The organism is Streptomyces echinatus, assembly GCF_014203595.1.
GTDB lineage: Bacteria > Actinomycetota > Actinomycetes > Streptomycetales > Streptomycetaceae > Streptomyces > Streptomyces echinatus.
Window position 1 is genome coordinate 167,458 of the sequence record NZ_JACHJK010000012.1, and the last position, 23,586, is coordinate 191,043.

The window sequence follows — 23,586 nt, forward strand, 5'->3', positions numbered from 1 at the left end:
AGAGACCCTTCCGTCCGGCAGGTGCGGAAGACGCTTCGAACGAGGGGACACCGTGGACGTGAGCGGCGGGAGCGGGCAGCCGCGGTCCGGCAACGACGAGCCGGCCGAGCACCCCGCGGACCCAACGGCCCCGGCGACCGGACCCACCGACCGCTCCGGCCCCGAGCCCCAACCCGCGGCCCCCCGACAGCCCGCCCCTCCCACGGCCCGAGCGGAGAACGAGCCCGCGGACAAGCCGGCAGACGAAACCGAGCCCGACTCCGAGGACAAGGCCACGGACAAGCCCGAGGACGAGCCCGCGGGCAGGGCTGAGGGCCCGGCCGGGGGACCGGCCCCGGCGGCGACCCGCCCGGCCCCGGACCCAGCCCCCGCCACCGGCACGCCCCCCACCCCCGCCGACCCGGACCACGAAGCCCCCGGCGCGGTCCCCGGCCCCGGCGAACCCGGCCACCGGGCACCCGGCAGCGCCCACGACCACCGGACCCTCGCACACTCCGGGATCGCCAAGGGCCGCCCGCCCGAGCCCCGGCCCAAGGAACCCGGCGGCGGCATCCTCATGGGCCGCCCCTTCGGCGTACCCGTCTACGTCGCACCGAGCTGGTTCCTCGTCGCCGCCCTGATCACCTGGGTCTTCGGCGGACAGCTCGACCGCGTGCTGCCCGAGCTGGGCGCCGCCCGCTACCTGGTCTCCCTCTTCTTCGCGGTCGCCTTCTACGCCTCCGTACTCGTCCACGAACTGGCCCACACCGTCGCCGCGATCCGCTTCAAGCTCCCCGTCCGCCGCATCCAGCTGCAGTTCTTCGGCGGCGTCTCGGAGATCGAGAAAGAGGCCGAGACCCCCGGCCGCGAATTCGTCCTGGCCTTCGTCGGCCCCCTGCTCTCCCTCGTCCTGGCCGGCCTGTTCTACCTCGCCATGAAACCCGTCGAACCCGGCACCGTGCCCGGAGTCCTGCTCGCCGGCCTCATGGTCTCCAACCTCATCGTGGCGATCTTCAACCTCCTCCCCGGCCTCCCCCTCGACGGCGGCCGCATGCTCCGCGCCGTCGTCTGGAAACTGACCGGCAAACCGATGAGCGGCACCGTCGCCGCCGCCTGGGTCGGCCGCGCCCTCGCCATCGCCGTCCTGATCGGCCTCCCCCTGCTCAACTCCTCCGGCGCCCTCGGCGGCGGCAGCGAGGACAGGGGCGGCATGGACACCGTCACCGACGCCCTGCTCGCCGCCATCCTCGCCGGAATCATCTGGACCGGCGCCGGCAACAGCCTGCGCATGGCCCGACTGCGCGAACACCTCCCCGAACTGCGCGCCCGCACCCTCACCCGGCGCGCCGTCCCCGTCGAGAACGACACCCCCCTCTCCGAAGCCCTCCGCCGCGCCAACGCCGCCGGAGCCCGCGCCCTCGTCGTGGTCGACGCCGACGGCAACCCGCTCTCACTCGTCCGCGAGGCCGCCATCGTCGGCGTACCCGAACACCGCCGCCCCTGGGTCGCCGTCAGCGGCCTCGCCCAGGACCTCACCGACGGCATGCGGGTCTCCGCCGAACTCGCCGGAGAAGAACTCCTCGACGTCCTGCGGGCCACCCCGGCCACCGAATACCTCGTCGTCGAGGAGACCGGCGAGATCTACGGCGTCCTGTCCGCGGCCGACGTCGAACGCGCCTTCGTCAAGGCGATGGCACGGCCGGTATGAGCACCCCCGAACCCCGGGGAACCGCACCGGCCACACCACGGCCCGCACCCACCGCCCACCCCGCACCACGCGTGGCCGAGCCGCCGCCACGGAACCGGTAGTCTGTTCACATGTCCGAACCGACCGGTGCCGCCCGCAGGCGCGGGCCCTTCAAGGTCGGGGACCAGGTACAGCTGACCGACCCCAAGGGTCGCCACTACACGTTCACGCTCGAAGCCGGGAAGAACTTCCACACCCACAAGGGTTCCTTCCCGCACGACGAACTGATCGGCGCTCCCGAGGGCAGCGTTGTCCGCACCACCGGCAACGTCGCCTACCTCGCGCTGCGCCCCCTGCTCCCCGACTACGTCCTGTCCATGCCCCGCGGGGCAGCCGTCGTCTACCCCAAGGACGCGGGGCAGATCCTCGCCTTCGCCGACATCTTCCCCGGCGCCCGCGTCGTCGAAGCCGGCGTCGGCTCAGGCTCGCTCAGCAGCTTCCTGCTGCGCGCCATCGGCGACCAGGGCATGCTGCACTCCTACGAGCGCCGCGAGGACTTCGCCGAGATCGCGCAGGCGAACGTGGAACGCTACTTCGGCGGCCCCCACCCCGCCTGGCAGCTCACCGTCGGCGACCTCCAGGACAACCTGTCCGACACCGACGTCGACCGCGTCATCCTCGACATGCTCGCCCCCTGGGAATGCCTGGAAGCCGTCTCCAAGGCACTCGTCCCCGGCGGCATCCTCTGCTGCTACGTGGCCACCACCACCCAGCTCGCCCGGACCGTCGAGTCCATCCGGGAAATCGGCTGCTTCAACGAGCCGACCGCCTGGGAGACCATGATCCGCAACTGGCACATCGAGGGCCTGGCCGTCCGCCCCGACCACCGCATGATCGGCCACACCGGCTTCCTGCTCACCGCCCGCCGCCTCGCCGACGGCGTCGAACCGCCCATGCGCCGCCGCCGCCCCGCCAAGGGCGCCTACGGCGAGGACTACGCCGGCCCCAACGCCGACGGCGGCGCCGGCCGCTGACCGGCCACCCACCCGCACAACGCCAGGGCGCCGTGACCGAGTTCCCCCGACCCACGGGAACTCGGCCACGGCGCCCCCGCGTTGACCGCACACCAGCACCCCCACCCCACCCGCACCCCCGAGCCCCGCACGAACCCGCGCACCGGCACGCCACCCGCGGCAATCCCGGACCCCGCCGTTCCCCCGCACTGTGACGTGTGGCACCATGCAGGCCACCCCACCGGCACAGCCCTCACAGGAGACACTCCTCGTGCAGCAATCCGCCGTTCCGGAGCTCGCCCACACCCAGACCCGGCCCATCCACTGGATCGCCACCGCCACCGCCGTCGCCGGCGTCGTGGCCCTCACCTCCGTCATCCAGCCCGGATCGGCCACCGCCGCCCAGAGCGCCACCGGAACCAAGACCCGGCCCGCCCCCGCCGCCGCACCACCCAGCACGACCGGCGTGGACTTCCCCCTGCAATGCGGACCCGTCAAAGCGCTGGTCGTCAAAAAAGCCACCGGAGACCTGGACGGCGACGGCAGACCGGAAACCGTCGCCGTCGTGCACTGCGACGCCCCCATGGGCACCCCGCCCGACGGCCTCTACGTCCTCACCCGCTCCGCCGACAGCGCCACACCCCGCGTCATCGCCACCCTCGTCCAGCCCCGGGAACGACTCACCGTCACCGACTTCACCGTCCACGGGCGCACCGTCTCCGCCACCCTGCTCGGCTACTCCTCGGACACCGTGCCCAGTTGCTGCCCCGACACGAAGACCCCGGCCACATGGCAGTGGAACGGCAACGCCTTCCTCCGCTCCACTCCGGCCGGGGCCCACAGCGTCTGAACCCGGCTCACTCCGCCCCGGGCCCGTACACCTCCACCTGGTCCACGACCCGGCGCACGTGGATGCACTCGCCCGGACACTCCTTCGCCGAATCCACCACATCCGTCAGCAACGGCAGCGGCACCGGCGTCACAGCCCCCGGAGCCTGCAGCAGCTCGTCGTCCGCACCCTTCACATAGGCCAGCCCGTCGATGTCCAGCTCGAACACCTCCGGAGCGTACTGAGCGCAGATCCCGTCGCCGGTACACAGGTCCTGGTCGATCCAGACCTCCAGCGCCTCCCCGCCCGGGGCCTCCTGCTGCACGGTCACCTCTCCTGCCATCGTTACGCCGCAACCCCCGGACGCCGACACGGCCAGCCCGGTCCGCTCCAGCGGCTGTTGAACACCCCCGACCCTACCCCCGCCCGCCACACGCCCCCATGGCGACCGGACCGGGGTTTCCCGCCCCGCCCCCTCGGGTACCAGCGCCGGACCGGAAGACACCCGCCACGGCGACCGGGTCGACCACCCCACCCCGCCACGGCAGTGACACCATCCGCCCGAACCGTCGCTCTGCGTGATGCACGCCCGAGCGCGCTGCGCGCTGCCCGCACACGACCCCAACAGTCCGCAGCGGACAACTCCGGCCAGTCACGGAGGGTTTTGACCACGCCATGCAAGGAACAACCTGCTTTCCCCTCACGTTCAGTGGGTATCCCCTCCGTGCGAGGCAGTGTGCACCGGGTGACCGACGACACACCTTGACAGTCTTTGTGATCTAGGGGTTTCAATCGACACCCACCCAGGTAGGGTCTGGAAGCGTCCAGCTCCCCTTGGAGGAGGTGAGGACCGTGGCAGCCCACGACGACGACATGAACCGCGGCATCCGCCCGGGACGCGGGTCCGACGACCCGGCCGGGCAGATCGCCTACCTTGAGCAGGAGATCGCCGTCCTGCGCCGCAAGCTCGCCGACTCTCCGCGCCACACGAGGATTCTCGAAGAGCGGATCGTCGAGCTGCAGACCAATCTGGCCGGCGTCTCCGCCCAGAACGAACGACTGGCCAACACACTCCGCGAGGCCCGCGACCAGATCGTGGCCCTCAAAGAAGAAGTCGACCGGCTCGCCCAGCCACCGGCCGGCTTCGGAGTCTTCCTGCAAGCCAACGAGGACGGCACCGCCGACATCTTCACCGGCGGCCGCAAACTCCGCGTGAACGTCAGCCCCGGCGTCGAACTCGACGACCTGCGGCGCGGCCAGGAAATCATGCTCAACGAAGCGCTCAACGTGGTCGAAGCCATGGAATTCGAGCGCGTCGGCGACATCGTCACCCTCAAGGAAATCCTCGAGGACGGCGAGCGCGCCCTCGTACTGGGGCACACCGACGAGGAACGGGTGGTACGGCTCGCCGAGCCGCTGCTGGACGTCACCATCCGCCCCGGCGACGCCCTCCTGCTCGAACCCCGCTCCGGCTACGTCTACGAAGTCGTGCCCAAGAGCGAGGTCGAGGAGCTCGTCCTCGAAGAAGTCCCCGACATCGGCTACGAGCAGATCGGCGGCCTCGGCAACCAGATCGAAGCCATCCGCGACGCCGTCGAGCTCCCCTACCTCTACCCCGACCTCTTCCGCGAGCACGAGCTCCGCCCGCCCAAGGGCGTCCTGCTCTACGGCCCCCCCGGCTGCGGCAAGACACTCATCGCCAAAGCCGTCGCGAACTCACTCGCCAAAAAGGTCGCCGAGGTCACCGGCCAAGCCGCCGGCAAGAGCTTCTTCCTCAACATCAAGGGCCCCGAGCTCCTCAACAAATACGTCGGCGAGACCGAACGGCAGATCCGCCTCGTCTTCCAGCGCGCACGCGAGAAAGCCAGCGAGGGCACCCCCGTCATCGTCTTCTTCGACGAGATGGAATCCCTCTTCCGCACCCGCGGCTCCGGCGTCAGCTCCGACGTGGAGAACACCATCGTCCCCCAGCTCCTCGCCGAGATCGACGGCGTGGAAGGCCTCCAGAACGTGGTCGTCATCGGCGCCTCCAACCGCGAGGACATGATCGACCCCGCCATCCTCCGCCCCGGCCGGCTCGACGTGAAGATCAAGATCGAGCGCCCGGACGCGGAAGCGGCCAAGGACATCTTCGGCAAGTACCTCACCGAACGCCTCCCCCTGCACGCCGACGACCTCGGCGAACACGGCGGCGACAAGGCCACCACCGTCCAGAGCATGATCCAGACGGCGGTCGAGCAGATGTACGCCGAATCCGAGGAGAACCGCTTCCTGGAAGTCACCTACGCCAACGGCGACAAGGAAGTCCTCTACTTCAAGGACTTCAACTCCGGCGCCATGATCGAGAACATCGTCGGACGCGCCAAGAAAATGGCGATCAAGGACTTCCTCGAAAAGACCCAGAAGGGCCTCCGCGTCTCCCACCTCCTCCAAGCCTGCGTGGACGAGTTCAAGGAGAACGAGGACCTGCCCAACACCACCAACCCCGACGACTGGGCCCGCATCTCCGGAAAGAAGGGCGAACGGATCGTCTACATCCGCACCCTCATCACCGGAAAGCAGGGCGCGGACACCGGACGCTCCATCGACACGGTGGCGAACACCGGTCAGTACCTGTAAAAGCAGGGCGGCTGCGGGTGCCCTCACCGGGTACCCGCAGCCGACTGTTTTTCCGGCCACGACCGGAGCAGCCAATGACGCAAATGATCTCCCCACCAGCGCAAAGGCGTTCTAGGCTCGTTCCTACCGCCGAGTCGCGCAGTGTGGGGACGGGCACCGCACACGCACCGGAGCGCCAGCGGTACTTGAGCGGCGCCCACGACCGAGGGCGCCGCCGGGCAAGGAGGGCCGCATGACCGTACGGCGAGTAATGGGCATCGAGACGGAGTACGGGATCTCCGTCCCCGGCCACCCCAACGCCAATGCCATGCTCACCTCGTCCCAGATCGTCAACGCCTACGCGGCGGCGATGCACCGGGCCCGCCGGGCCCGCTGGGACTTCGAGGAGGAGAACCCGCTCCGGGACGCGCGAGGCTTCGACCTCGCCCGGGAAGCCGCCGACGCCAGCCAGCTCACCGACGAGGACATCGGCCTCGCCAACGTGATCCTGACCAACGGCGCACGCCTCTACGTCGACCACGCCCACCCCGAATACAGCGCCCCCGAGGTCACCAACCCCCGCGACGCCGTCCTCTGGGACAAGGCCGGCGAACGCATCATGGCCGAGGCCGCCGAACGAGCCGCCCAGCTCCCCGGCGCCCAGCCCATCCACCTCTACAAGAACAACACCGACAACAAGGGCGCCAGCTACGGCACGCACGAGAACTACCTGATGAAGCGGGAGACCCCCTTCTCCGACATCGTGCGCCACCTCACGCCCTTCTTCGTCTCCCGCCAGGTCTTCGCCGGCGCCGGCCGCGTCGGCATCGGCCAGGACGGCCACGAGCACGGCTTCCAGCTCAGCCAGCGCGCGGACTACTTCGAGGTCGAGGTCGGCCTGGAGACCACCCTCAAGCGCCCCATCATCAACACCCGCGACGAACCCCACGCCGACGCGGAGAAGTACCGCCGCCTGCACGTGATCATCGGCGACGCGAACCTCTCGGAGATCTCCACCTACCTCAAACTCGGCACCACCGCCCTGGTCCTCTCCATGATCGAAGACGGCTTCATCGCCGTCGACCTGGCCGTCGACCAGCCCGTACGCACCCTCCACCAGGTCTCCCACGACCCCTCCCTCAAGCGCCTGATCACCCTGCGCAGCGGACGCACACTCACCGCGGTCCAGCTCCAGATGGAGTACTTCGAACTGGCCCGCAAGTACGTCGAGGAACGCCACGGCGCCGACGCCGACGACCAGACCAGGGACGTCCTCAGCCGCTGGGAGGACACCCTCACCCGGCTCGAGAACGACCCCATGAGCCTGGCCGGCGAACTCGACTGGGTCGTCAAACGAGAGCTCATGGAGGGCTACCGCCGCCGCGACAGCCTCGACTGGGACGCCGCCAAGCTCCACCTCCTCGACCTCCAGTACGCCGACGTACGCGCCGAGAAGGGCCTCTACAACCGCCTCGTGGCCCGCGGACGCATCAAACGCCTCCTGGACGAGTCCGAGGTCGACACGGCCCGCACCAAGCCGCCGGAGGACACCCGCGCCTACTTCCGCGGCCGCTGCCTGGAGCAGTACGCCGACGACGTCGCCGCGGCCAGCTGGGACTCGGTCATCTTCGACCTCCCCGGCCGGGACTCCCTCCAGCGCGTTCCAACCCTGGAACCGCTACGCGGAACGCGAAATCACGTCAAGGAGCTGCTCGACCGCTGCCGCACCGCGGAAGACCTGGTCAGGGTCCTGTCAGGCGGCTGAGCGCGATCAGCGGGTACTCGTACCGCCCCGGGCGGGCGGGGTGGAAATCCCCCCGTCCGGGAATCATCGAGATGGCCCCCGCACGTTGTGGAAACTGCGGGGCCGATGTCGGACCCGGACTATAGGGTCTGATCATCACCGATCGGCAGGCGAATCTGAGCGGGGTGAGGGACATGGCAACCAAGGACACCGGCGGCGGCCAGCAGAAGGCGACGCACTCGACGGAAGAGGTCGAGGAGCAGACCCAGGAAGCGCAGGCCTCGGAGGACCTGAAGGAACGGCACGAGAAGCTGTCGGACGACGTGGACTCGGTGCTGGACGAGATCGACGACGTACTCGAGGAAAACGCCGAGGACTTCGTGCGCTCCTTCGTGCAAAAAGGCGGAGAGTAAAGGTCAATCAGTCGGTTTGCCTTCGAAGTGAAGGTGGCGGGGGAAACGGGTGGCTGAGGAACCGGGCACGAAGGAGTGCCGGAAGTGCGGACGGGATCTGGCGCTCGCGGCATTCGCGAAGGACAGAAATCGGCGCGATGGCCTCCAGGTGCACTGCCGGGAGTGCGTGGCGGAGTACAGCGCTGCGCACTACCGGCGTCGCCGAGAGGCCATCGGCAAACCCGTACGGGAAAGAGTGGAAGTGCCGGCCGGTCACAAGCTGTGCCGGATGTGCGGTGATATCAAGTCGCACAGCGAGTGGCATCGCAATGCCACGGCTTCCGACGGATTGTCCACGCGCTGCAAGGCGTGCCGGGCCGCTGAGGGACGCGCGAACCACCTGAGGCGCAGCTACGGCCTGACCGAGGCCGAGCGGGATGCGATGGTCGTGTCTCAGCGTGAGCTCTGTGCCATCTGTCTGGACGGCCCGCCCGAGCATGTGGATCACTGCCACAAGACGGGTAGGGTCCGTGGCGTACTGTGCTTCAACTGCAATTCGGCCATCGGCAAATTGAGGGACGACCCCGACGTTGGCCGTCGTGCTGTTGCCTATCTGGAAGGAAACCTGTGGAAGCCAACACTCGTGGCACCGGGCGTCTACCAGCTGCCTTCCTGACGCCGGGGTCCTCCTCCTTCATGGACTTCCTGTCCGAGCACCAGCCGGAGCTGCTGCCGGGCAAGCGGCAGCTGCCGCCCACGCAGGGCGTGCTGGAGGCGCCGCACGGGACGACCATCGTGGCCGTGACGTTCCCCGGTGGTGTCGTGCTCGCCGGTGACCGCCGGGCCACGATGGGCAATGTCATCGCGCAGCGGGACATCGAGAAGGTGTTCCCGGCGGACGAGTACTCGGCGGTGGGTATCGCCGGCACCGCGGGTCTGGCCGTGGAGATGGTCAAGCTCTTCCAGCTGGAGCTGGAGCACTTCGAGAAGGTCGAGGGCGCTCAGCTGTCGCTGGAGGGCAAGGCGAACCGGCTGTCGACCATGATCCGTTCCAATCTGGGCATGGCCATGCAGGGTCTGGCGGTGGTGCCGCTGTTCGCGGGGTACGACCTGGACCGGGAGCGGGGGCGCATCTTCTCGTACGACGTCACGGGTGGCCGTTCGGAGGAGCACAACTTCGCGGCGACGGGTTCGGGGTCGGTCTTCGCCCGGGGTGCGATGAAGAAGCTGTTCCGTGACGATCTGACCGAGGAGCAGGCGACCACACTGGTGGTACAGGCTCTGTATGACGCGGCTGACGACGACTCGGCGACCGGTGGTCCCGATGTCGCCCGCCGGATCTACCCGATCATCACCGTGATCACCGAGGACGGTTTCCGCCGGCTGACGGAGGACGAGGCGTCCGGGCTGTCGCGTTCGGTGCTCCAGAAGCGCCTGGAGGAGCCGGACGGTCCGAAGGCCGCCCTGCTCTGAGCGCGGGTGCGGTTCTTATCGAGGTGATCCAGTGACCATGACAGAAAGGGACGGATAACCGGTGTCGACGCCGTTCTATGTCTCACCCCAGCAGGCGATGGCCGACCGGGCGGAGTATGCCCGTAAGGGCATCGCGCGCGGTCGCAGCCTGGTCGTGCTGCAGTATGCCGACGGCATCGTGTTCGTCGGTGAGAACCCGTCCCGTGCGCTGCACAAGTTCAGCGAGATCTATGACCGGATCGGCTTCGCGGCGGCCGGTAAGTACAACGAGTACGAGAATCTGCGCATCGGTGGTGTGCGGTATGCCGACCTGCGGGGTTACACGTACGACCGGGATGATGTGACCGCGCGCGGTCTGGCGAACGTGTATGCGCAGACCTTGGGCACGATCTTCTCTTCGGCGGCCGAGAAGCCGTACGAGGTGGAGCTGGTGGTGGCCGAGGTGGGGGAGACCCCGGAGGGTGACCAGATCTACCGGCTGCCGCATGACGGGTCGATCGTGGATGAGCACGGTTCGGTCGCGGTGGGTGGTAATGCGGAGCAGATCGGCAGTTTCCTGGATCAGCGGCATCGTGACGGGATGTCGTTGGCGGAGGCGCTGAGGCTTGCTGTGCAGGCTCTGTCGCGGGACACCAACGGCAGTGAGCGGGAGATTCCCGCGGAGCGCCTGGAGGTGGCCGTGCTGGACCGTACGCGTCCGCAGAAGCGGAAGTTCAAGCGGATCGTGGGGCGTCAGCTCGGCCGTCTGCTGGAGGCGGAGGGTGCGGGTACGGAGGCGGAGACGTCCGAGGACGAGTGATCCGTCGCTGTTCCGTGGTGCCCCGGCCGGTTCTCCGGTCGGGGCACTGTGTTTATGCGGGGGTGGGTGGCGGGGCGGTGGAGCCGCGGACGACGAGTTCGACGGGGATGTCGCGGTTTTCGGGTTCGCGGCCTTCGAGGACCGCCATGAGGGCGTGCATGCCGTGTTCGCCGAAGAGCTCGGCGTCGAGTCGTACGGTGGTGAGTTCGGGGTCGATGGCGGTGGCGAGGGCGAGGTCGTCGAGGCCGGTGACGGAGATGTCGTCGGGGATGCGCAGGCCGAGTCGGCGTAGGGCCTTGTAGGCGCCGGCGGCGAGTTTGTCGTCGTCGCAGACGACGGCTGTGGGGCGGGGGCCGGGTGCGGTGAGTGCGGCTTCGGTGGCGGTCAGGGCGCCGTCGATGGAGATGGGGGCGCGGGCGGTGCGGATCTCGGTGCCCGGGGTGGTGGCCATGTGTGCGGCGAGTTCTCGTGCGCGTACTTCGAAGGTCCAGGAGGGCACGTCCGCGGCGAGGTGGAGGATGCGGCGGTGGCCGAGGCCGAGGAGGTGGGTGGTGACCTGGCGGACGCCGTCGGCGATGTCGAGGTTGACGGTGGCGGCGCCGAGGCTGCCGGTGGGGTCGCTGTCGAGCATGACGAGGGGGAGCTGGTCGCCGCGGATGGCGGTGAGGGCGTCGGCGGCCATGGAGGAGGCGATGACGCCGTCGAGGGCGGCCTGGGCGGAGGCGAAGGGGTCGCGGGCGGGGCCGATGCCTTCGGGGGAGGGGTAGAGGACGACGCCGAAGCCGTGTGCGGCGGCGACGCGTGCGGCGCCGGTGTAGACGCCGGCGAAGAATTCGGTGGTGAGGGCGGGGACGACGAGGAGGACGGTGCGGGTGCGGCCGAGGCGGAGGTTGCGGGCGGCGAGGTTGGGGCGGTAGCCGAGGTCGCGGGCGGCTTCGCGGACGCGTTCGGCGGTGGTCTCGGAGACCCGGCCGCGCCATTTGTCGCCGAGGACGAGGGAGACGGCTGCCTGGGAGACCCCGGCCGCCTGGGCGACGTCGCGGCTGGTCGGGCGCGTGCTGCTGCGTGCCACCGTGGGGGGTGCTCCTCTTGGTGTGGTCGTCGGCCGGTGGGTGTCGGGCGTGTCGGCCGGTGTGGGTCGTCTGGACGTGTGAACAGCGCTCATGGTACGTATGGGAGCGGAAGTTATACGTAACACTTGGAGGCGGGCATGGCCACGGGGTACCTGGAGATCCTGAGGGCGAGGCACGCGCTCCGGTTGCTCACCGGCACCCTGGTGGGCCGGCTGCCCAATGCCACCGCCGCCATCGCCCTGGTGCTCTTCGTGCGCGCGGAGGGCGGCACCTACAGCCTCGCCGGTGCGCTGGCGGCGGTGTACGGCGTCGCCAACGCGGTCGGTCAGCCGGTGCTGGGCCGGCTCGTGGACCTGCACGGGCAGCCGCGGGTTCAGCTGCCCGCGGCCGTCCTCGCGGCCCTGGCCATGTCGCTGTTCGCGCTGTCGGGCACCGATCCGCTGCCGCTGGCCTACGCGGCGGTCGCGGCGGCCGGTCTGTTCACGCCGCCGCTGGAGGGCGGGCTGCGCGCGCTGTGGCCGTCCGTGCTGCGCCGTGAGGAGCAGGTGCACACCGCGTACGCCATGGACGCGATCGCGCAGGAGATCATGTTCACCGTGGGGCCGCTGCTGGTGACCCTGTGCGTGTCGGTGTGGGACGAGCGTGCGGCTCTGCTGGTGCTGAGCGTCCTGGGGGTGCTCGGCGCGCTGTCGGTGGTCGTCTCGCCGCCGTCGCGCGCGTGGCGGTCGGCGCCGCGCGAGGCGCACTGGCTGGGTGCGCTGCGCTCGCCGGGGCTGCTCGCGCTGCTCGCCGCGTTCCTGTTCGTCGGTATCGCGCTGGGTTCCATCACGGTGGCGGCGGTGTCGTACGCGGACGGGCACGGTGGTGACGCGGTGTACGGCTGGCTGATGGCCGGGCTGGGGCTGGGGGCGCTGGCCGGCGGCTCCGTGTACGGGGCGCGCCGGTGGGCGGGTTCGCCGGAGCGGCGACTGCGGGTGCTGACGGCTCTTCTGGCGGTGTGTTACCTGCCGCTCGTGCTGACGCCGGGCGTGGTCCCCATGGTGCTGCTGAGTGTGGTGTCCGGGGTGTTCCTTGCGCCCTGCATCGCGTGTGCGTTCATCATCGTCGACCGGCACGCGCCGAGCGGGACCGTCACCGAGGCGTTCTCCTGGCTGGTGACGACGTTCACCGTGGGCGCTTCGGTGGGAACGGGCCTGGCGGGGCCGGTGGTCCAGGCCGGTGGGACGGTGTGGGGATTCGTGCTGCCGGGTGTGGCGGGGGCCGTGTCGTTGCTGGTCCTGGTCGCCACCGGAGGGGTCCTCGCAGCTCCCGCGCGGGGCGGGGTCGTTGCGGCTTCATCGGAAAATGATCCAAATCGTGCTGTCGAACCCCGTTTCAGCTCGGGGGATCGGGCGTAATGTTCCCTCATGGACCGCCGCATTTTCGGGCTGGAGAACGAGTACGGCGTCACGTGCACGTTCAGGGGACAGCGGCGCCTGTCTCCTGACGAGGTGGCGCGGTACCTCTTCCGCCGTGTCGTGTCATGGGGCCGCAGCAGCAATGTCTTTCTGCGAAACGGCGCCCGGCTCTATCTCGACGTGGGCTCACATCCGGAATACGCGACACCCGAGTGTGACAACGTGACCGAACTGGTCACCCACGACAAGGCCGGCGAGCGCATTCTCGAGGGACTCCTGGTGGACGCGGAACGACGCCTGCACGAGGAGGGAATCGCAGGCGACGTCTACCTCTTCAAGAACAACACCGACTCGGCGGGGAACTCCTACGGGTGCCACGAGAACTACCTGGTGGCGCGGCACGGGGAGTTCTCGCGGCTCGCGGACATCCTCATTCCGTTCCTGGTGACCCGGCAGCTGTTGTGCGGTGCCGGGAAGGTGCTGCAGACGCCGCGTGGGGCCGTGTACTGCGTGAGTCAGCGTGCCGAGCACATCTGGGAGGGCGTCTCCTCGGCGACGACCCGGTCCCGGCCCATCATCAACACCCGGGACGAGCCGCACGCGGATGCCGAGCGTTACCGCCGGCTGCACGTCATCGTCGGTGACTCGAACATGTCCGAGACGACGATGCTGCTGAAGGTCGGTGCCACCGACCTGGTGCTGCGGATGATCGAGGCGGGCACCGTGATGCGTGACCTGACCCTGGAGAACCCGATCCGGGCGATCCGGGAGGTGAGTCACGACATCACCGGCCGGCGCAAGGTGCGGCTGGCCAGTGGGCGGGAGGCGTCCGCGCTGGAGGTGCAGCGCGAGTACTTCGACAAGGCGCTGGACTTCTGCGAGCGCCGGGGTATCCGTACGGGTACGGTCGCGCAGGTCCTGGACCTGTGGGGCCGTACGCTCGAGGCGATCGAGAACGAGGAACTGGACCGCATCGAGACCGAGATCGACTGGGTGATGAAGTACAAGCTCATCGAGCGGTACCGGGCGAAGCACAACATGACGATGTCGCATCCGCGGGTCGCTCAGATAGACCTCGCGTACCACGACATCCACCGTCGTCGTGGTCTGTACTACCTGCTGGAGAAGAAGGGGCAAGCCACGCGTATCTGCAACGACTTGAAGATCTTCGAGGGCAAGTCGGTTCCTCCGCAGACGACTCGGGCGCGGTTGCGTGGTGACTTCATCCGGCGGGCGCAGGAACAGCGCAGGGATTTCACGGTCGACTGGGTGCACCTGAAGCTCAACGACCAGGCGCAGCGCACCGTGCTGTGCAAGGACCCGTTCCGTTCGGTGGACGACCGGGTGGAGAAGCTGATCGCCGGAATGTAGCGGAAAGCGGGTGAGTCAAGCGGTCGGGCGGCGAACTGCCCGAACGCCACACGGGCGCCGTACGTTTCCCGTACGGCGCCCGTCTCAGGTCGTAGAGTTGCGCGCACGCCATCCGCAAGATCGACCGATTACGAGGCTCTTCCGTGCGCCGACGCTCACTTCTCCTCGCCGCCGTTCCCGCAGGACTGGTCACGCTCGCCGGGTGCGGTGACGACAAGTCCGACTCCAGCAAGAGCGCCTCACCGTCGCCCTCGGTGTCCTCCGCGCCCCCGCCCAAGATCGTGGACGGGCCGCTGCCGGGGATCACGGCGGGCAAGGAGTTCGGTGAGAAGCCGACGGTGGCCAAGGGGTCGGGTGATCCGTCGAAGTTCCTCGCGGTGCGGACGGTGATCGCGGGCAGTGGCCGGACGGTCGCGGAGAACGACTTCATCCGGGCGGACTATCTGGGCCAGATCTGGGACTCGGGCAAGGTCTTCGACAACTCCTACGACCGTAAGCGTCCGCTGGTCATGCAGCTCGCGCGGGGCAGCCTCATCGACGGCTGGCTGTATGCCCTGCAGGGCAGGAAGACGGGCAGCCGGCTCGAGATCTCGGTGCCGCCGGACCTGGGGTACGGCAAGGGGGGCAATGCGCAGGCGGGGATCAAGGGCACCGACACGCTGGTGTTCGTGATCGACCTGATCGAGGCGTTCAACTCCAAGAGTTCCGCCAAGGGCACGCCGGTGCCGCAGGACGACGCCGCGCTGCCGAAGGTGGGCACCAACACCGACGGATCGGTGCCCAAGGTGACGATTCCGAAGACGGACCCGCCGAAGAAGCTGGTGTCGGAGTACGTCCTGGAGGGCGACGGTCCCGAGCTGAAGGCGGACCAGGCGGTCCTGTGTCAGTTCCAGGGTCTGGTCTGGGACGGTGGCAAGACGTTTCAGCGGACGTACGGTTCGGGCCGGCTCAGCCAGTTCTCGCTGGAGCAGATGAAGGAGGCGGTGAAGGGTCTCGCCCAGGGGCTGACCGGCAAGAAGGTGGGCAGCAGGGTTCTGCTCGTCATCCCGCCGGAGCTGGGGTACGGGGACAACCCGCCGAGCGGCGGGCCCGTCAAGAAGGGCTCCACGCTGGTGTTCACGGTGGACATCCTCGCCGCGATGTGACGCGGTGTGCCCGTAGCGGGCGGGAGGGTCGTGGAGATGAAAGACTGTCCGCGTTTCGTGTCGTACACAAGCAGGAGCTTTTGACGTGAGCATCGATAAGCCCGAGATCGACTTCCCGGAGGGCAACCCCCCTGCCGACCTTGAGATCAAGGACATCTGGGAGGGTGACGGGCCGGTCGCCGAGGCGGGCCAGACGGTCACCGTGCACTACGTGGGCGTGTCCTTCAGCACCGGTGAGGAGTTCGACGCCAGCTGGAACCGTGGCGCTCCGTTCCGCTTCCCGCTGGGCGGCGGCCGGGTCATCAAGGGCTGGGACCTGGGTGTGCAGGGCATGAAGGTCGGTGGCCGTCGCCAGCTGACCATCCCGGCCCACCTCGCCTACGGGAACCAGAGCCCGACTCCGGCGATCAAGGCCGGCGAGACCCTCATCTTCGTGGTGGATCTCCTCGGCGTCTGATCCGCGGTCCGGTCCGACCGGATCCGATCACCTGGGGCCCATGCCTGCTCGGCATGGGCCCTCGGCTTTGTGACCGCGTGCCGGAGCGGTACGGTCGTCGGTCGTAAGCACCAGAGGGAAGGCGAAGGGCGTCGATGGCCATTGCCAAGGCCGAGCGGCTGATGAACCTCGCGCTGTGTCTGCTCGGCACTCGCCGGCCGCTCAGCAAGCGCGAGCTGCGCGATTCCATTGAGGCATACGTCGAGGCGGCCAGGCCGGACAACGGCGCGGCGGGCTCCGACGACTCCTTCAACCGGATGTTCGAGCGGGACAAGGACGACCTGCGCGAGCTGGGCCTGGTCATCGAGACCGTGGAGAACATCGAGGGCGAGGTCGGTTACCTCGCCCGCCGTGACAGCAACCGTCTGCCTCCCATCACCCTGGACGCCGAGGAGGCCGCCGCGCTGGGCCTGGCCGCCAAGGTCTGGCAGCAGGCGCGGCTGGCCGGGGCGGCCAGCGGTGCCCTGCAGAAGCTGCGCGCGGCCGGGCTGCCCGAGGACGTCGACCCGTACGAGGCGCACGGCGCGCTGGAGCCGCGCATCCCGGTGCACGAGGCCGCCTTCGAGCCGTTGATGCTGGCCTGTCGCGACCGTCGGCCGGTCGTCTTCGAGTACCGCAAGGCCTCCGCGGTGCACCCCGAGCCCCGGCATGTCGAGCCGTGGGCGCTGGAGTGCTGGCGCGGCCACTGGTACCTGGCCGGTTTCGACCGCGACCGGGGGGCCGAGCGGGTGTTCCGGCTGTCCCGGATCACGGGCAGGGTCCGGTCGCGCGGGACGGGCTTCAGCGCGCCTGTCCCGGACGTGGTGACCGTGCGCGAGACCGTCGCGAGCTGGGCCGGCGAGGTGGCCGACCGCTCGGCGCTGATCCGGCTGCGTTCCGGCGCCGGTTACCCCCTTCGGGCGAAAGCCACGGAGGTCAGGGAACTCGGTGACGGCTGGGACGAGTTGGAGATTCCGTACGGGCACGGTCTGGACGCGTGGCTGGTGGAGTTCGGGCCGGACGTGGTGGTGGTGGAGCCCGCAGAGCTGCGGGCGGACGTGGTGGACCGGCTGCGTGCCGTGGCCAAGGGCTGAGGGGGGAGCAGGACTGTGGCAGGCAAACCGGCCAGGACGGTCAACGCCATCGACCAGACCCGGCGGATGCTCTCCCTGGTGACGTATCTGCGGGAGCGCCCCGGCGCCCGGATCGCGGATGTCGCCCGGGCCTTCGGCATCAGCGAGGACGAGCTGGTCGCCGACCTGGATCTGCTGCCCATGTGCGGCACCAGCTTCCGCGGCGGGGATCTGCTGGACATCGACACCGACGGTGAGCGCATCTGGTGGCACAACCCGGCCGCGCTCGGTGAGGAGGCGGCCGAACCGCTCCGGCTCGCCGCCGACGAGGCCACCGCGCTGCTGGTCGCCGCCCGGGCGGTGTCGACGCTGCCCGGTCTGCGGGAGGGGGACCGTCAGGCGCTGCTGCGGGCCACCGCCAAGGTGGAGACGGCGGCCGGCGAGGCCGCCGGTGCCAGCTCGCGTCTGTCGGTGACCTTCGAGTCCGAGGGCGGTGTCTTCGCCGACGTGGACCGGGCGATCTCCGAGCGCCGCCGGCTGTGGATCCGCTACTACTCCCCGGCCCGGGACGAGGTCACCGAGCGCGAGATCGACCCGATCCGGCTGGTCAGCGTGGGCCACACCTATGTGGAGGCCTGGTGCCGCCGCTCCGAGGCCCGGCGCACCTTCCGGCTCGACCGGGTGGCCGAGATCAGGATTCTGGACGAGCCGTCGGCTCCGCCCGAGATCGAGCTGCGCGATCTGTCGGAGGCCCTGGTGCAGCCGGCCGCCGAGGATCCGGAGGTCGTGGTCGAGGTCGGGCCCGGCGGCCGCTGGGTCGCCGAGTACTACCCGCACGACAGCGCCGATGAGCTTCCCGACGGCGGGCTGCGTATCACTCTGCGCACCCCCGATCCGGCTTCCCTGCGCCGGCTGGCGCTCCGGCTCGGCCGTGACGGCCGGATCGTCTCGCCGCCGGAGCTGGCCGAGAGCGCGCGCCGGGCGGCGGCCGAGGCCCTGGCGGCGTACGACGGTCCGGGTGCGGTGCCCGCCGGCGGCCGGGACGAAGGGTCTGTGTGAGCCGAGGCCGTGGCGCCCCGAGGGGCGGACGACCGAGGCGACCAGAGGAAGAGGAGCGAGGGCTGTGAGCGAGTCTCCGGAGTCCGGTACGGCTGAGATGACGGCGGCGACCGCCTTCGCCGGGATGCGGAGAGTGGTCCCGGTGGTGTTCCGGGCCGGCTGCCCGGACTGCCGGGGCCGTTTCGAACTCGCCGCGAGCGCGTTGCGCCTCGCCATCGGCGCCACCAGCCGGACGACGTTCTACTCCTTCACCTGCCCCGACTGTGGTGTCGCGGTGCGCAAGCCGGCCGGGGAGCGGATCGTCGAGCTGCTGACCGGCGGCGGGGTCAGGACCCTGCGGCTGCACTCCACGGTGTAGCGGGGGCCGGCCCCGGAGCAGCCGCCGGGCGCGCCACGGACCGGCGACAGCACCGCCGGTTGCCCGTCGCAGACCGGGTGGTTACCGGGCAGGGTCCGGCGGTCGCCCGTCACGGGGCGGTCGGCTGCGGGACGCGCCGTCGGACGGTCTAGTCTCGACGTCATGTTCTGGCCGATGTTCGCGGTAGCCGTGGGTTTCCTGGGTCTCGCCGTCCTGGGGGTGCTCGCCGTCCGGGTGTTTCTGGAGGCGAGGCGCCTCGGGCAGCAGGTCGCGGACTCCGCGCGGCGTATCAACCGGGCCGCCGAGGACCTGGAGCGGGCGACGGTGAGCGCGGCCCGCGCCGTGGACACCCTGTGAACCGGGGCCCGGGCGTCTTGCCCGGCCCGGGTGCGTGTGCGCTGTCGGTCACTTCGACCTGTTACCTTGCCCGCACGGCCAGGTACGCTGCTGGTCGCGGCCCGGGAACGAGGCGCGGTCCGCAGAGCAGGAGTACGTGTGGGGATTGTTCCGCGTTCACCCCCAGGCGTTACGATCGCAGCCAGCTGACGTTCGGACGAGTGTCCGACCTGTCGGACATACCCGCCTCGGTGAGAAGGTGAAGATTTATGTTCCGCAACGGACTTGAGCCGTGGCACCTTGTGATCCTCGTTGTGGTGATCCTCCTCGTGTTCGGCTCGAAGAAGCTGCCGGACATGGCGCGTTCGCTCGGCAAGTCCGCCCGCATCCTGAAGAGCGAGGCGAAGGCGATGAAGGAGGAGGGCAAGCAGTCCTCCGACACCCCCCAGTCCGCCGAGGAGCCCGCTCCCGCTCAGCGCACGATCCAGGCCGCGCCCGGCGACGTGACCAGCTCCCGCCCGGTCAACGAGCCGACGGACACGACCCAGCGCTGACGCGAGGACCGGGGCATCCGGTCCGCTGCACGAGATGAGGATGTGGGTTGCTCAAGTCTGCCCGCAAAAAGGAGAGAGATCCCGAGGGGCGGATGCCTCTCGCGGATCACTTGCGTGAGCTGCGCAACCGGCTCGCGAAGGGTGTCCTGGCGATCCTCGCGGTCACGATCATCGCGGCCTTCTTCTACCGGGACATCATCGATGTCATCACCCGGCCGATGTTGGACGAGATCGGCTGCCACCAGTCGTTCGGGGAGCTGGCCGGCAGCAAGAACGCCCGCTGCGCGCACATCACCGTCAGCGGTCTGCTGGCGCCGTTCACCCTGGCACTGAAGGTCGCCCTGATGACCGGTGTCGTGCTCGCGTCGCCGGTCTGGCTCTACCAGCTGTGGGCGTTCGTCGCGCCGGGCCTGCACCGTAAAGAGAAGAAGTACGCCTACGCCTTCGTCGGCTTCGGCTTCCCGCTCTTCCTCGGTGGCGGCTACCTCGCGTTCAACGTGCTGCCCACCACGGCCAGGGTGATGATCGACCTCACACCCGACGGTGCCGAGAACCTGCTGCCGCTGGACGACCTGCTGGACCTGGTCACCCGCATGATCGTGGTCTTCGGCCTCGCCTTCGAGATGCCGTTGCTGCTGGTCATGCTCAATCTGACCGGCGTCCTGTCCGGGCGGCGCATGCTGGGCTGGTGGCGCGGCATGGTCATCGGCATCACCGTCTTCGCGGCCGTGGCCACGCCCAGCCCGGACCCGATGACGATGCTGGCGCTGGCGGCGCCGATCTGGGCGCTGTACTTCGTCGCCGTGGCCATCGCGCTGCTCAACGACAAGCGCCGGCGTCGCCGCGAGGCCGAGGGCCCCTCCGACGACGAGGCCTCCGAGCTGGACCTCACGCCCGAGGACATCGGCGGCGTCGAGCCCGTCTCGGCCGCCCGGGCCCTGCCCGAGCAGGCGAGCAACGAGCGCGTCAACGGCTACGACGACGTGACCTGATCCGTCACCGAGCCGCCGCGCGATGCCCCCGTCCCCCGAGGACGGGGGCATCCGTCTTCCTCCGGTCCGCTGCCGCCGGCCGGCGATCCCGATAATGATCGTCCTGTTGTCAGTGGGGCCCGGTACGCTCGAAAGTACGATGACAGAGGATCTCTCACCGGCCGAGCGGTACGCGGCAGCCCGCAGGCGGGCAGCCGAGCAGGCCACCGCGCTCGCCTCCTTCCGCGAGATGTACGACTTCGGCCTCGACCCCTTCCAGATCGAGGCCTGCCAGGCGCTCGAAGCGGGGAAGGGCGTGCTGGTGGCCGCTCCCACCGGTTCGGGCAAGACGATCGTGGGCGAGTTCGCCGTCCACCTCGCCCTCCAGCAGGGCAAGAAGTGCTTCTACACGACACCCATCAAGGCGCTGTCGAACCAGAAGTACGCCGACCTGTGCCGTCGCTACGGCAGCGAGAAGGTCGGCCTGCTCACCGGCGACAACAGCGTGAACTCCGACGCCCCCGTGGTCGTGATGACCACCGAGGTGCTGCGGAACATGCTCTACGCCGGCTCCCAGACCCTCCTCGGCCTCGGCTACGTGGTCATGGACGAGGTGCACTACCTCTCCGACCGCTTCCGCGGCGCCGTCTGGGAGGAGGTGATCATCCACCTGCCCGAGTCGGTGACCCTGGTCTCGCTGTCCGCCACCGTGTCCAACGCCGAGGAGTTCGGCGACTGGCTGGACACCGTCCGGGGCGACACCGAGGTGATCGTCTCCGAGCACCGGCCCGTGCCGCTGTTCCAGCACGTGCTGGCCGGGCGCCGGATGTACGACCTGTTCGAGGAGGGCGAGGGCCACAAGAAGGCCGTCAACCCCGACCTGGCCCGCCTGGCCCGCATGGAGGCCACCAGGCCGTCGTACCAGGACCGCAGGCGCGGCCGGTCGATGCGCGAGGCCGACCGGGAGCGCGAGCGCAGACAGCGCTCGCGCGTGTGGACGCCCGGCCGTCCCGAGGTCATCGAGCGCCTGGACTCCGAGGGCCTGCTGCCTGCCATCACCTTCATCTTCAGCCGCGCCGCCTGCGAGGCCGCCGTCCAGCAGTGCCTGTACGCGGGCCTCAGGCTCAACGACGAGGAGGCCCGGGAACAGGTCCGCGCCCTGGTCGAGGAGCGCACCGCCGCCATCCCGTCGGAGGACCTGCACGTCCTCGGCTACTACGAATGGCTGGAGGGTCTGGAGCGGGGGATCGCGGCCCACCACGCGGGCATGCTGCCCACGTTCAAGGAGGTCGTCGAGGAGCTGTTCGTGCGCGGCCTGGTCAAGGCGGTGTTCGCCACCGAGACCCTCGCGCTCGGGATCAACATGCCCGCCCGCTCGGTGGTGCTGGAGAAGCTCGTCAAGTGGAACGGCGAGCAGCACGCCGACATCACGCCCGGCGAGTACACGCAGCTGACCGGCCGTGCGGGCCGCCGGGGCATCGACGTCGAGGGCCACGCCGTGGTGCTGTGGCAGCGCGGCATGAGCCCCGAGCACCTGGCCGGTCTCGCGGGCACCCGCACCTATCCGCTGCGCTCCAGCTTCAAGCCGTCGTACAACATGGCGGTCAATCTGGTCGAGCAGTTCGGCCGGCACCGCTCGCGCGAGCTGCTGGAGACCTCCTTCGCCCAGTTCCAGGCCGACAAGTCGGTCGTCGGGATCTCCCGGCAGGTGCAGCGCAACGAGGAGGGCCTGGAGGGCTACAAGGCCTCCATGACCTGCCACCTCGGCGACTTCGACGAGTACGCGCGGCTGCGCCGCGAGCTGAAGGACCGGGAGACCGAGCTGGCCCGGCAGGGCGCGAGCGAGCGGCGTGCCGAGGCCGCCGTCGCGCTGGAGAAGCTCAAGCCGGGCGATGTCATCCACGTGCCCACGGGCAAGTACGCCGGTCTGGCGCTGGTGCTGGACCCGGGGCTGCCCGCGGGCCGCTCCAACGGCCACCGCGGCTTCGACCACCACGACGGGCCGCGCCCGCTGGTGCTGACGGCCGAACGGCAGGTCAAGCGGCTGGCGTCGATGGACTTCCCGGTGCCGGTGGAGCCGCTGGACCGGATGCGGATCCCGAAGTCGTTCAACCCGCGTTCGCCGCAGTCCCGCCGGGACCTCGCCTCCGCGCTGCGCACCAAGGCGGGGCACATCCCGCCGGAGCGGGCGCGCAAGAAGCGGTCCCAGGCCGCCGACGACCGTGAGATCGCCCGGCTGCGCACGGCGATCCGGGCCCACCCCTGTCACGGCTGTGACGACCGCGAGGACCACGCCCGGTGGGCGGAGCGCTACCACCGGCTGCTGCGCGACACCTCGCAGCTGGAACGGCGCATCGAGGGCCGTACGAACACCATCGCGCGTACCTTCGACCGGATCGTGGCGCTGCTGACCGAGCTGGACTATCTGCGCGGTGACGAGGTCACCGAGCACGGCAAGCGGCTCGCGCGGCTGTACGGCGAGCTGGATCTGCTGGCCAGCGAGTGCCTGCGCGAGCGCGTCTGGGAGGGGCTCAGCCCTGCCGAACTGGCCGCCTGTGTCTCGGCGCTGGTGTACGAGGCGCGGGTGGGCGACGACGCGATGGCGCCGAAGCTGCCGTCCGGCAAGGCCAAGGCCGCGCTGGGGGAGATGGTCCGGATCTGGGGCCGGCTCGACGGCCTGGAGGAGGATTTCCGGATCAGCCAGACCGAGGGCGTCGGCCAGCGCGAGCCCGACCTCGGTTTCGCCTGGGCCGCCTACATGTGGGCGTCCGACAAGGGTCTGGACGAGGTGCTGCGCGAGGCGGAGATGCCGGCCGGCGACTTCGTGCGGTGGTGCAAGCAGGTCATCGACGTGCTCGGGCAGATCTCCGCGGCCGCCCCCGTGGAGGGTTCGACGGTGGCCAAGGCCGCGCGCAAGGCGGTCGATCAGTTGCTGCGGGGTGTGGTCGCCTACTCGTCGGTGGGCTGACGCCTCGTTCGGCGGGCTGCGGCAGCGCCGTGGCCCGCCGTTGCCGTCCCCGTCCTCGTCGGACGGTCCTGGGCGTGAACTGCCGCCCGGGGAACGGTGGTTGGGGCCGCCGAGGTGCGGCCCGGGTTTCCTTTTCACTCTTCGCGGTGAGTGACTCTCGTACACCCGTGCGCCGTTACCGAATGTGTTCGAGTAAGAGCGCTGCGTGTAAAAGAAGCTGAGCGTACTCCTGGTGCGGGGGCGATTTCAGGTGCTTGCCGAATATGACACGGCGATGATCCGGTCGGACTAA

General features: G+C 69.6%; 22 protein-coding genes. 20 read left to right on the forward strand and 2 right to left on the reverse strand.

Annotated features, from left to right (window positions below):
• Nucleotides 1-52: 52 nt before the first annotated feature.
• The 3 genes from FHS34_RS29625 to FHS34_RS29635 all read left to right on the forward strand — a co-directional run bounded on the left by FHS34_RS29625 (nucleotide 53) and on the right by FHS34_RS29635 (nucleotide 3,529).
• Complete coding sequence (locus FHS34_RS29625) at nucleotides 53-1,687, forward strand: site-2 protease family protein (protein ID WP_184970999.1); 1,635 nt, start codon at nucleotides 53-55, stop codon at nucleotides 1,685-1,687.
• 110 nt (nucleotides 1,688-1,797) lie between these two features.
• Nucleotides 1,798-2,700, forward strand: coding sequence for a tRNA (adenine-N1)-methyltransferase (locus FHS34_RS29630; protein WP_184971000.1), 903 nt, complete (start codon nucleotides 1,798-1,800; stop codon nucleotides 2,698-2,700).
• A 250-nt stretch (nucleotides 2,701-2,950) separates the two neighbouring features.
• On the forward strand, nucleotides 2,951-3,529 hold the full coding sequence (locus tag FHS34_RS29635; protein ID WP_184971003.1) for a hypothetical protein: 579 nt from the start codon (nucleotides 2,951-2,953) through the stop codon (nucleotides 3,527-3,529).
• Nucleotides 3,530-3,536: 7 nt separating this feature from the next.
• On the opposite strand, the gene FHS34_RS29640 is transcribed toward FHS34_RS29635, so the two are convergent.
• The gene (locus FHS34_RS29640; protein ID WP_184971005.1) at nucleotides 3,537-3,839 is read right to left on the reverse strand and encodes a ferredoxin; all 303 of its coding nucleotides are present in this window, start codon (nucleotides 3,837-3,839) and stop codon (nucleotides 3,537-3,539) included.
• A gap of 521 nt (nucleotides 3,840-4,360) precedes the next feature.
• Here FHS34_RS29640 and arc point away from each other — a divergent pair.
• The 6 genes from arc to prcA all read left to right on the forward strand — a co-directional run bounded on the left by arc (nucleotide 4,361) and on the right by prcA (nucleotide 10,514).
• Nucleotides 4,361-6,127, forward strand: coding sequence for a proteasome ATPase (arc, locus tag FHS34_RS29645; protein ID WP_184971007.1), 1,767 nt, complete (start codon nucleotides 4,361-4,363; stop codon nucleotides 6,125-6,127).
• A gap of 232 nt (nucleotides 6,128-6,359) precedes the next feature.
• Nucleotides 6,360-7,871, forward strand: a complete 1,512-nt coding sequence (gene dop / locus FHS34_RS29650) for a depupylase/deamidase Dop (protein WP_372478606.1) — start codon at nucleotides 6,360-6,362, stop codon at nucleotides 7,869-7,871.
• 173 nt (nucleotides 7,872-8,044) lie between these two features.
• Nucleotides 8,045-8,263 carry a ubiquitin-like protein Pup gene (locus tag FHS34_RS29655; RefSeq protein WP_184971009.1) on the forward strand — a complete coding sequence of 73 codons (219 nt, stop codon included), beginning with the start codon at nucleotides 8,045-8,047 and terminating at the stop codon, nucleotides 8,261-8,263.
• Between the two features lie 49 nt (nucleotides 8,264-8,312).
• Complete coding sequence (locus FHS34_RS29660) at nucleotides 8,313-8,918, forward strand: endonuclease VII domain-containing protein (RefSeq protein ID WP_184971012.1); 606 nt, start codon at nucleotides 8,313-8,315, stop codon at nucleotides 8,916-8,918.
• Nucleotides 8,870-9,715 (forward strand): proteasome subunit beta, encoded by an 846-nt coding sequence (gene prcB / locus FHS34_RS29665; protein ID WP_184971014.1) that lies wholly within the window; start codon nucleotides 8,870-8,872, stop codon nucleotides 9,713-9,715. The genes FHS34_RS29660 and prcB overlap by 49 nt, the downstream gene beginning before the upstream one ends.
• Nucleotides 9,716-9,776: 61 nt before the next feature.
• A complete protein-coding gene (prcA, locus tag FHS34_RS29670; protein WP_184971016.1) occupies nucleotides 9,777-10,514 on the forward strand; it encodes a proteasome subunit alpha in 738 nt (245 codons plus the stop codon).
• 52 nt (nucleotides 10,515-10,566) lie between these two features.
• On the opposite strand, the gene FHS34_RS29675 is transcribed toward prcA, so the two are convergent.
• Nucleotides 10,567-11,586 carry a LacI family DNA-binding transcriptional regulator gene (locus FHS34_RS29675; protein ID WP_184971018.1) on the reverse strand — a complete coding sequence of 340 codons (1,020 nt, stop codon included), beginning with the start codon at nucleotides 11,584-11,586 and terminating at the stop codon, nucleotides 10,567-10,569.
• Nucleotides 11,587-11,724: 138 nt separating this feature from the next.
• On the opposite strand from FHS34_RS29675, the gene FHS34_RS29680 reads away from it, so the two are divergent.
• The 11 genes from FHS34_RS29680 (at nucleotide 11,725) to FHS34_RS29730 (ending at nucleotide 23,294) form a co-directional block, all read left to right on the forward strand.
• A complete protein-coding gene (locus tag FHS34_RS29680; RefSeq protein ID WP_184971020.1) occupies nucleotides 11,725-12,984 on the forward strand; it encodes an MFS transporter in 1,260 nt (419 codons plus the stop codon).
• 9 nt (nucleotides 12,985-12,993) lie between these two features.
• The gene (gene pafA, locus FHS34_RS29685) at nucleotides 12,994-14,355 is read left to right on the forward strand and encodes a Pup--protein ligase (RefSeq protein ID WP_184971022.1); all 1,362 of its coding nucleotides are present in this window, start codon (nucleotides 12,994-12,996) and stop codon (nucleotides 14,353-14,355) included.
• Nucleotides 14,356-14,498: 143 nt separating this feature from the next.
• Complete coding sequence (locus FHS34_RS29690; protein WP_184971024.1) at nucleotides 14,499-15,500, forward strand: FKBP-type peptidyl-prolyl cis-trans isomerase; 1,002 nt, start codon at nucleotides 14,499-14,501, stop codon at nucleotides 15,498-15,500.
• Between the two features lie 85 nt (nucleotides 15,501-15,585).
• Entirely contained in the window at nucleotides 15,586-15,957 is a 372-nt protein-coding gene (locus FHS34_RS29695; RefSeq protein WP_184971026.1) for an FKBP-type peptidyl-prolyl cis-trans isomerase, read from the forward strand.
• 134 nt (nucleotides 15,958-16,091) lie between these two features.
• Nucleotides 16,092-17,069: a helix-turn-helix transcriptional regulator gene (locus FHS34_RS29700; RefSeq protein ID WP_184971028.1), complete on the forward strand. Its 978-nt coding sequence runs from the start codon at nucleotides 16,092-16,094 to the stop codon at nucleotides 17,067-17,069.
• A 15-nt stretch (nucleotides 17,070-17,084) separates the two neighbouring features.
• Nucleotides 17,085-18,107, forward strand: a complete 1,023-nt coding sequence (locus FHS34_RS29705; RefSeq protein WP_184971031.1) for a helix-turn-helix transcriptional regulator — start codon at nucleotides 17,085-17,087, stop codon at nucleotides 18,105-18,107.
• A 97-nt stretch (nucleotides 18,108-18,204) separates the two neighbouring features.
• The gene (locus tag FHS34_RS29710) at nucleotides 18,205-18,465 is read left to right on the forward strand and encodes a hypothetical protein (protein WP_184971288.1); all 261 of its coding nucleotides are present in this window, start codon (nucleotides 18,205-18,207) and stop codon (nucleotides 18,463-18,465) included.
• 162 nt (nucleotides 18,466-18,627) lie between these two features.
• Nucleotides 18,628-18,822, forward strand: a complete 195-nt coding sequence (locus FHS34_RS29715) for a hypothetical protein (protein ID WP_184971033.1) — start codon at nucleotides 18,628-18,630, stop codon at nucleotides 18,820-18,822.
• Between the two features lie 248 nt (nucleotides 18,823-19,070).
• The gene (tatA, locus tag FHS34_RS29720; RefSeq protein WP_184971035.1) at nucleotides 19,071-19,355 is read left to right on the forward strand and encodes a Sec-independent protein translocase subunit TatA; all 285 of its coding nucleotides are present in this window, start codon (nucleotides 19,071-19,073) and stop codon (nucleotides 19,353-19,355) included.
• A 47-nt stretch (nucleotides 19,356-19,402) separates the two neighbouring features.
• Nucleotides 19,403-20,347 carry a twin-arginine translocase subunit TatC gene (gene tatC / locus FHS34_RS29725; protein WP_184971037.1) on the forward strand — a complete coding sequence of 315 codons (945 nt, stop codon included), beginning with the start codon at nucleotides 19,403-19,405 and terminating at the stop codon, nucleotides 20,345-20,347.
• 94 nt (nucleotides 20,348-20,441) lie between these two features.
• Entirely contained in the window at nucleotides 20,442-23,294 is a 2,853-nt protein-coding gene (locus FHS34_RS29730) for a DEAD/DEAH box helicase (protein ID WP_184971039.1), read from the forward strand.
• Nucleotides 23,295-23,586 lie beyond the last annotated feature (292 nt).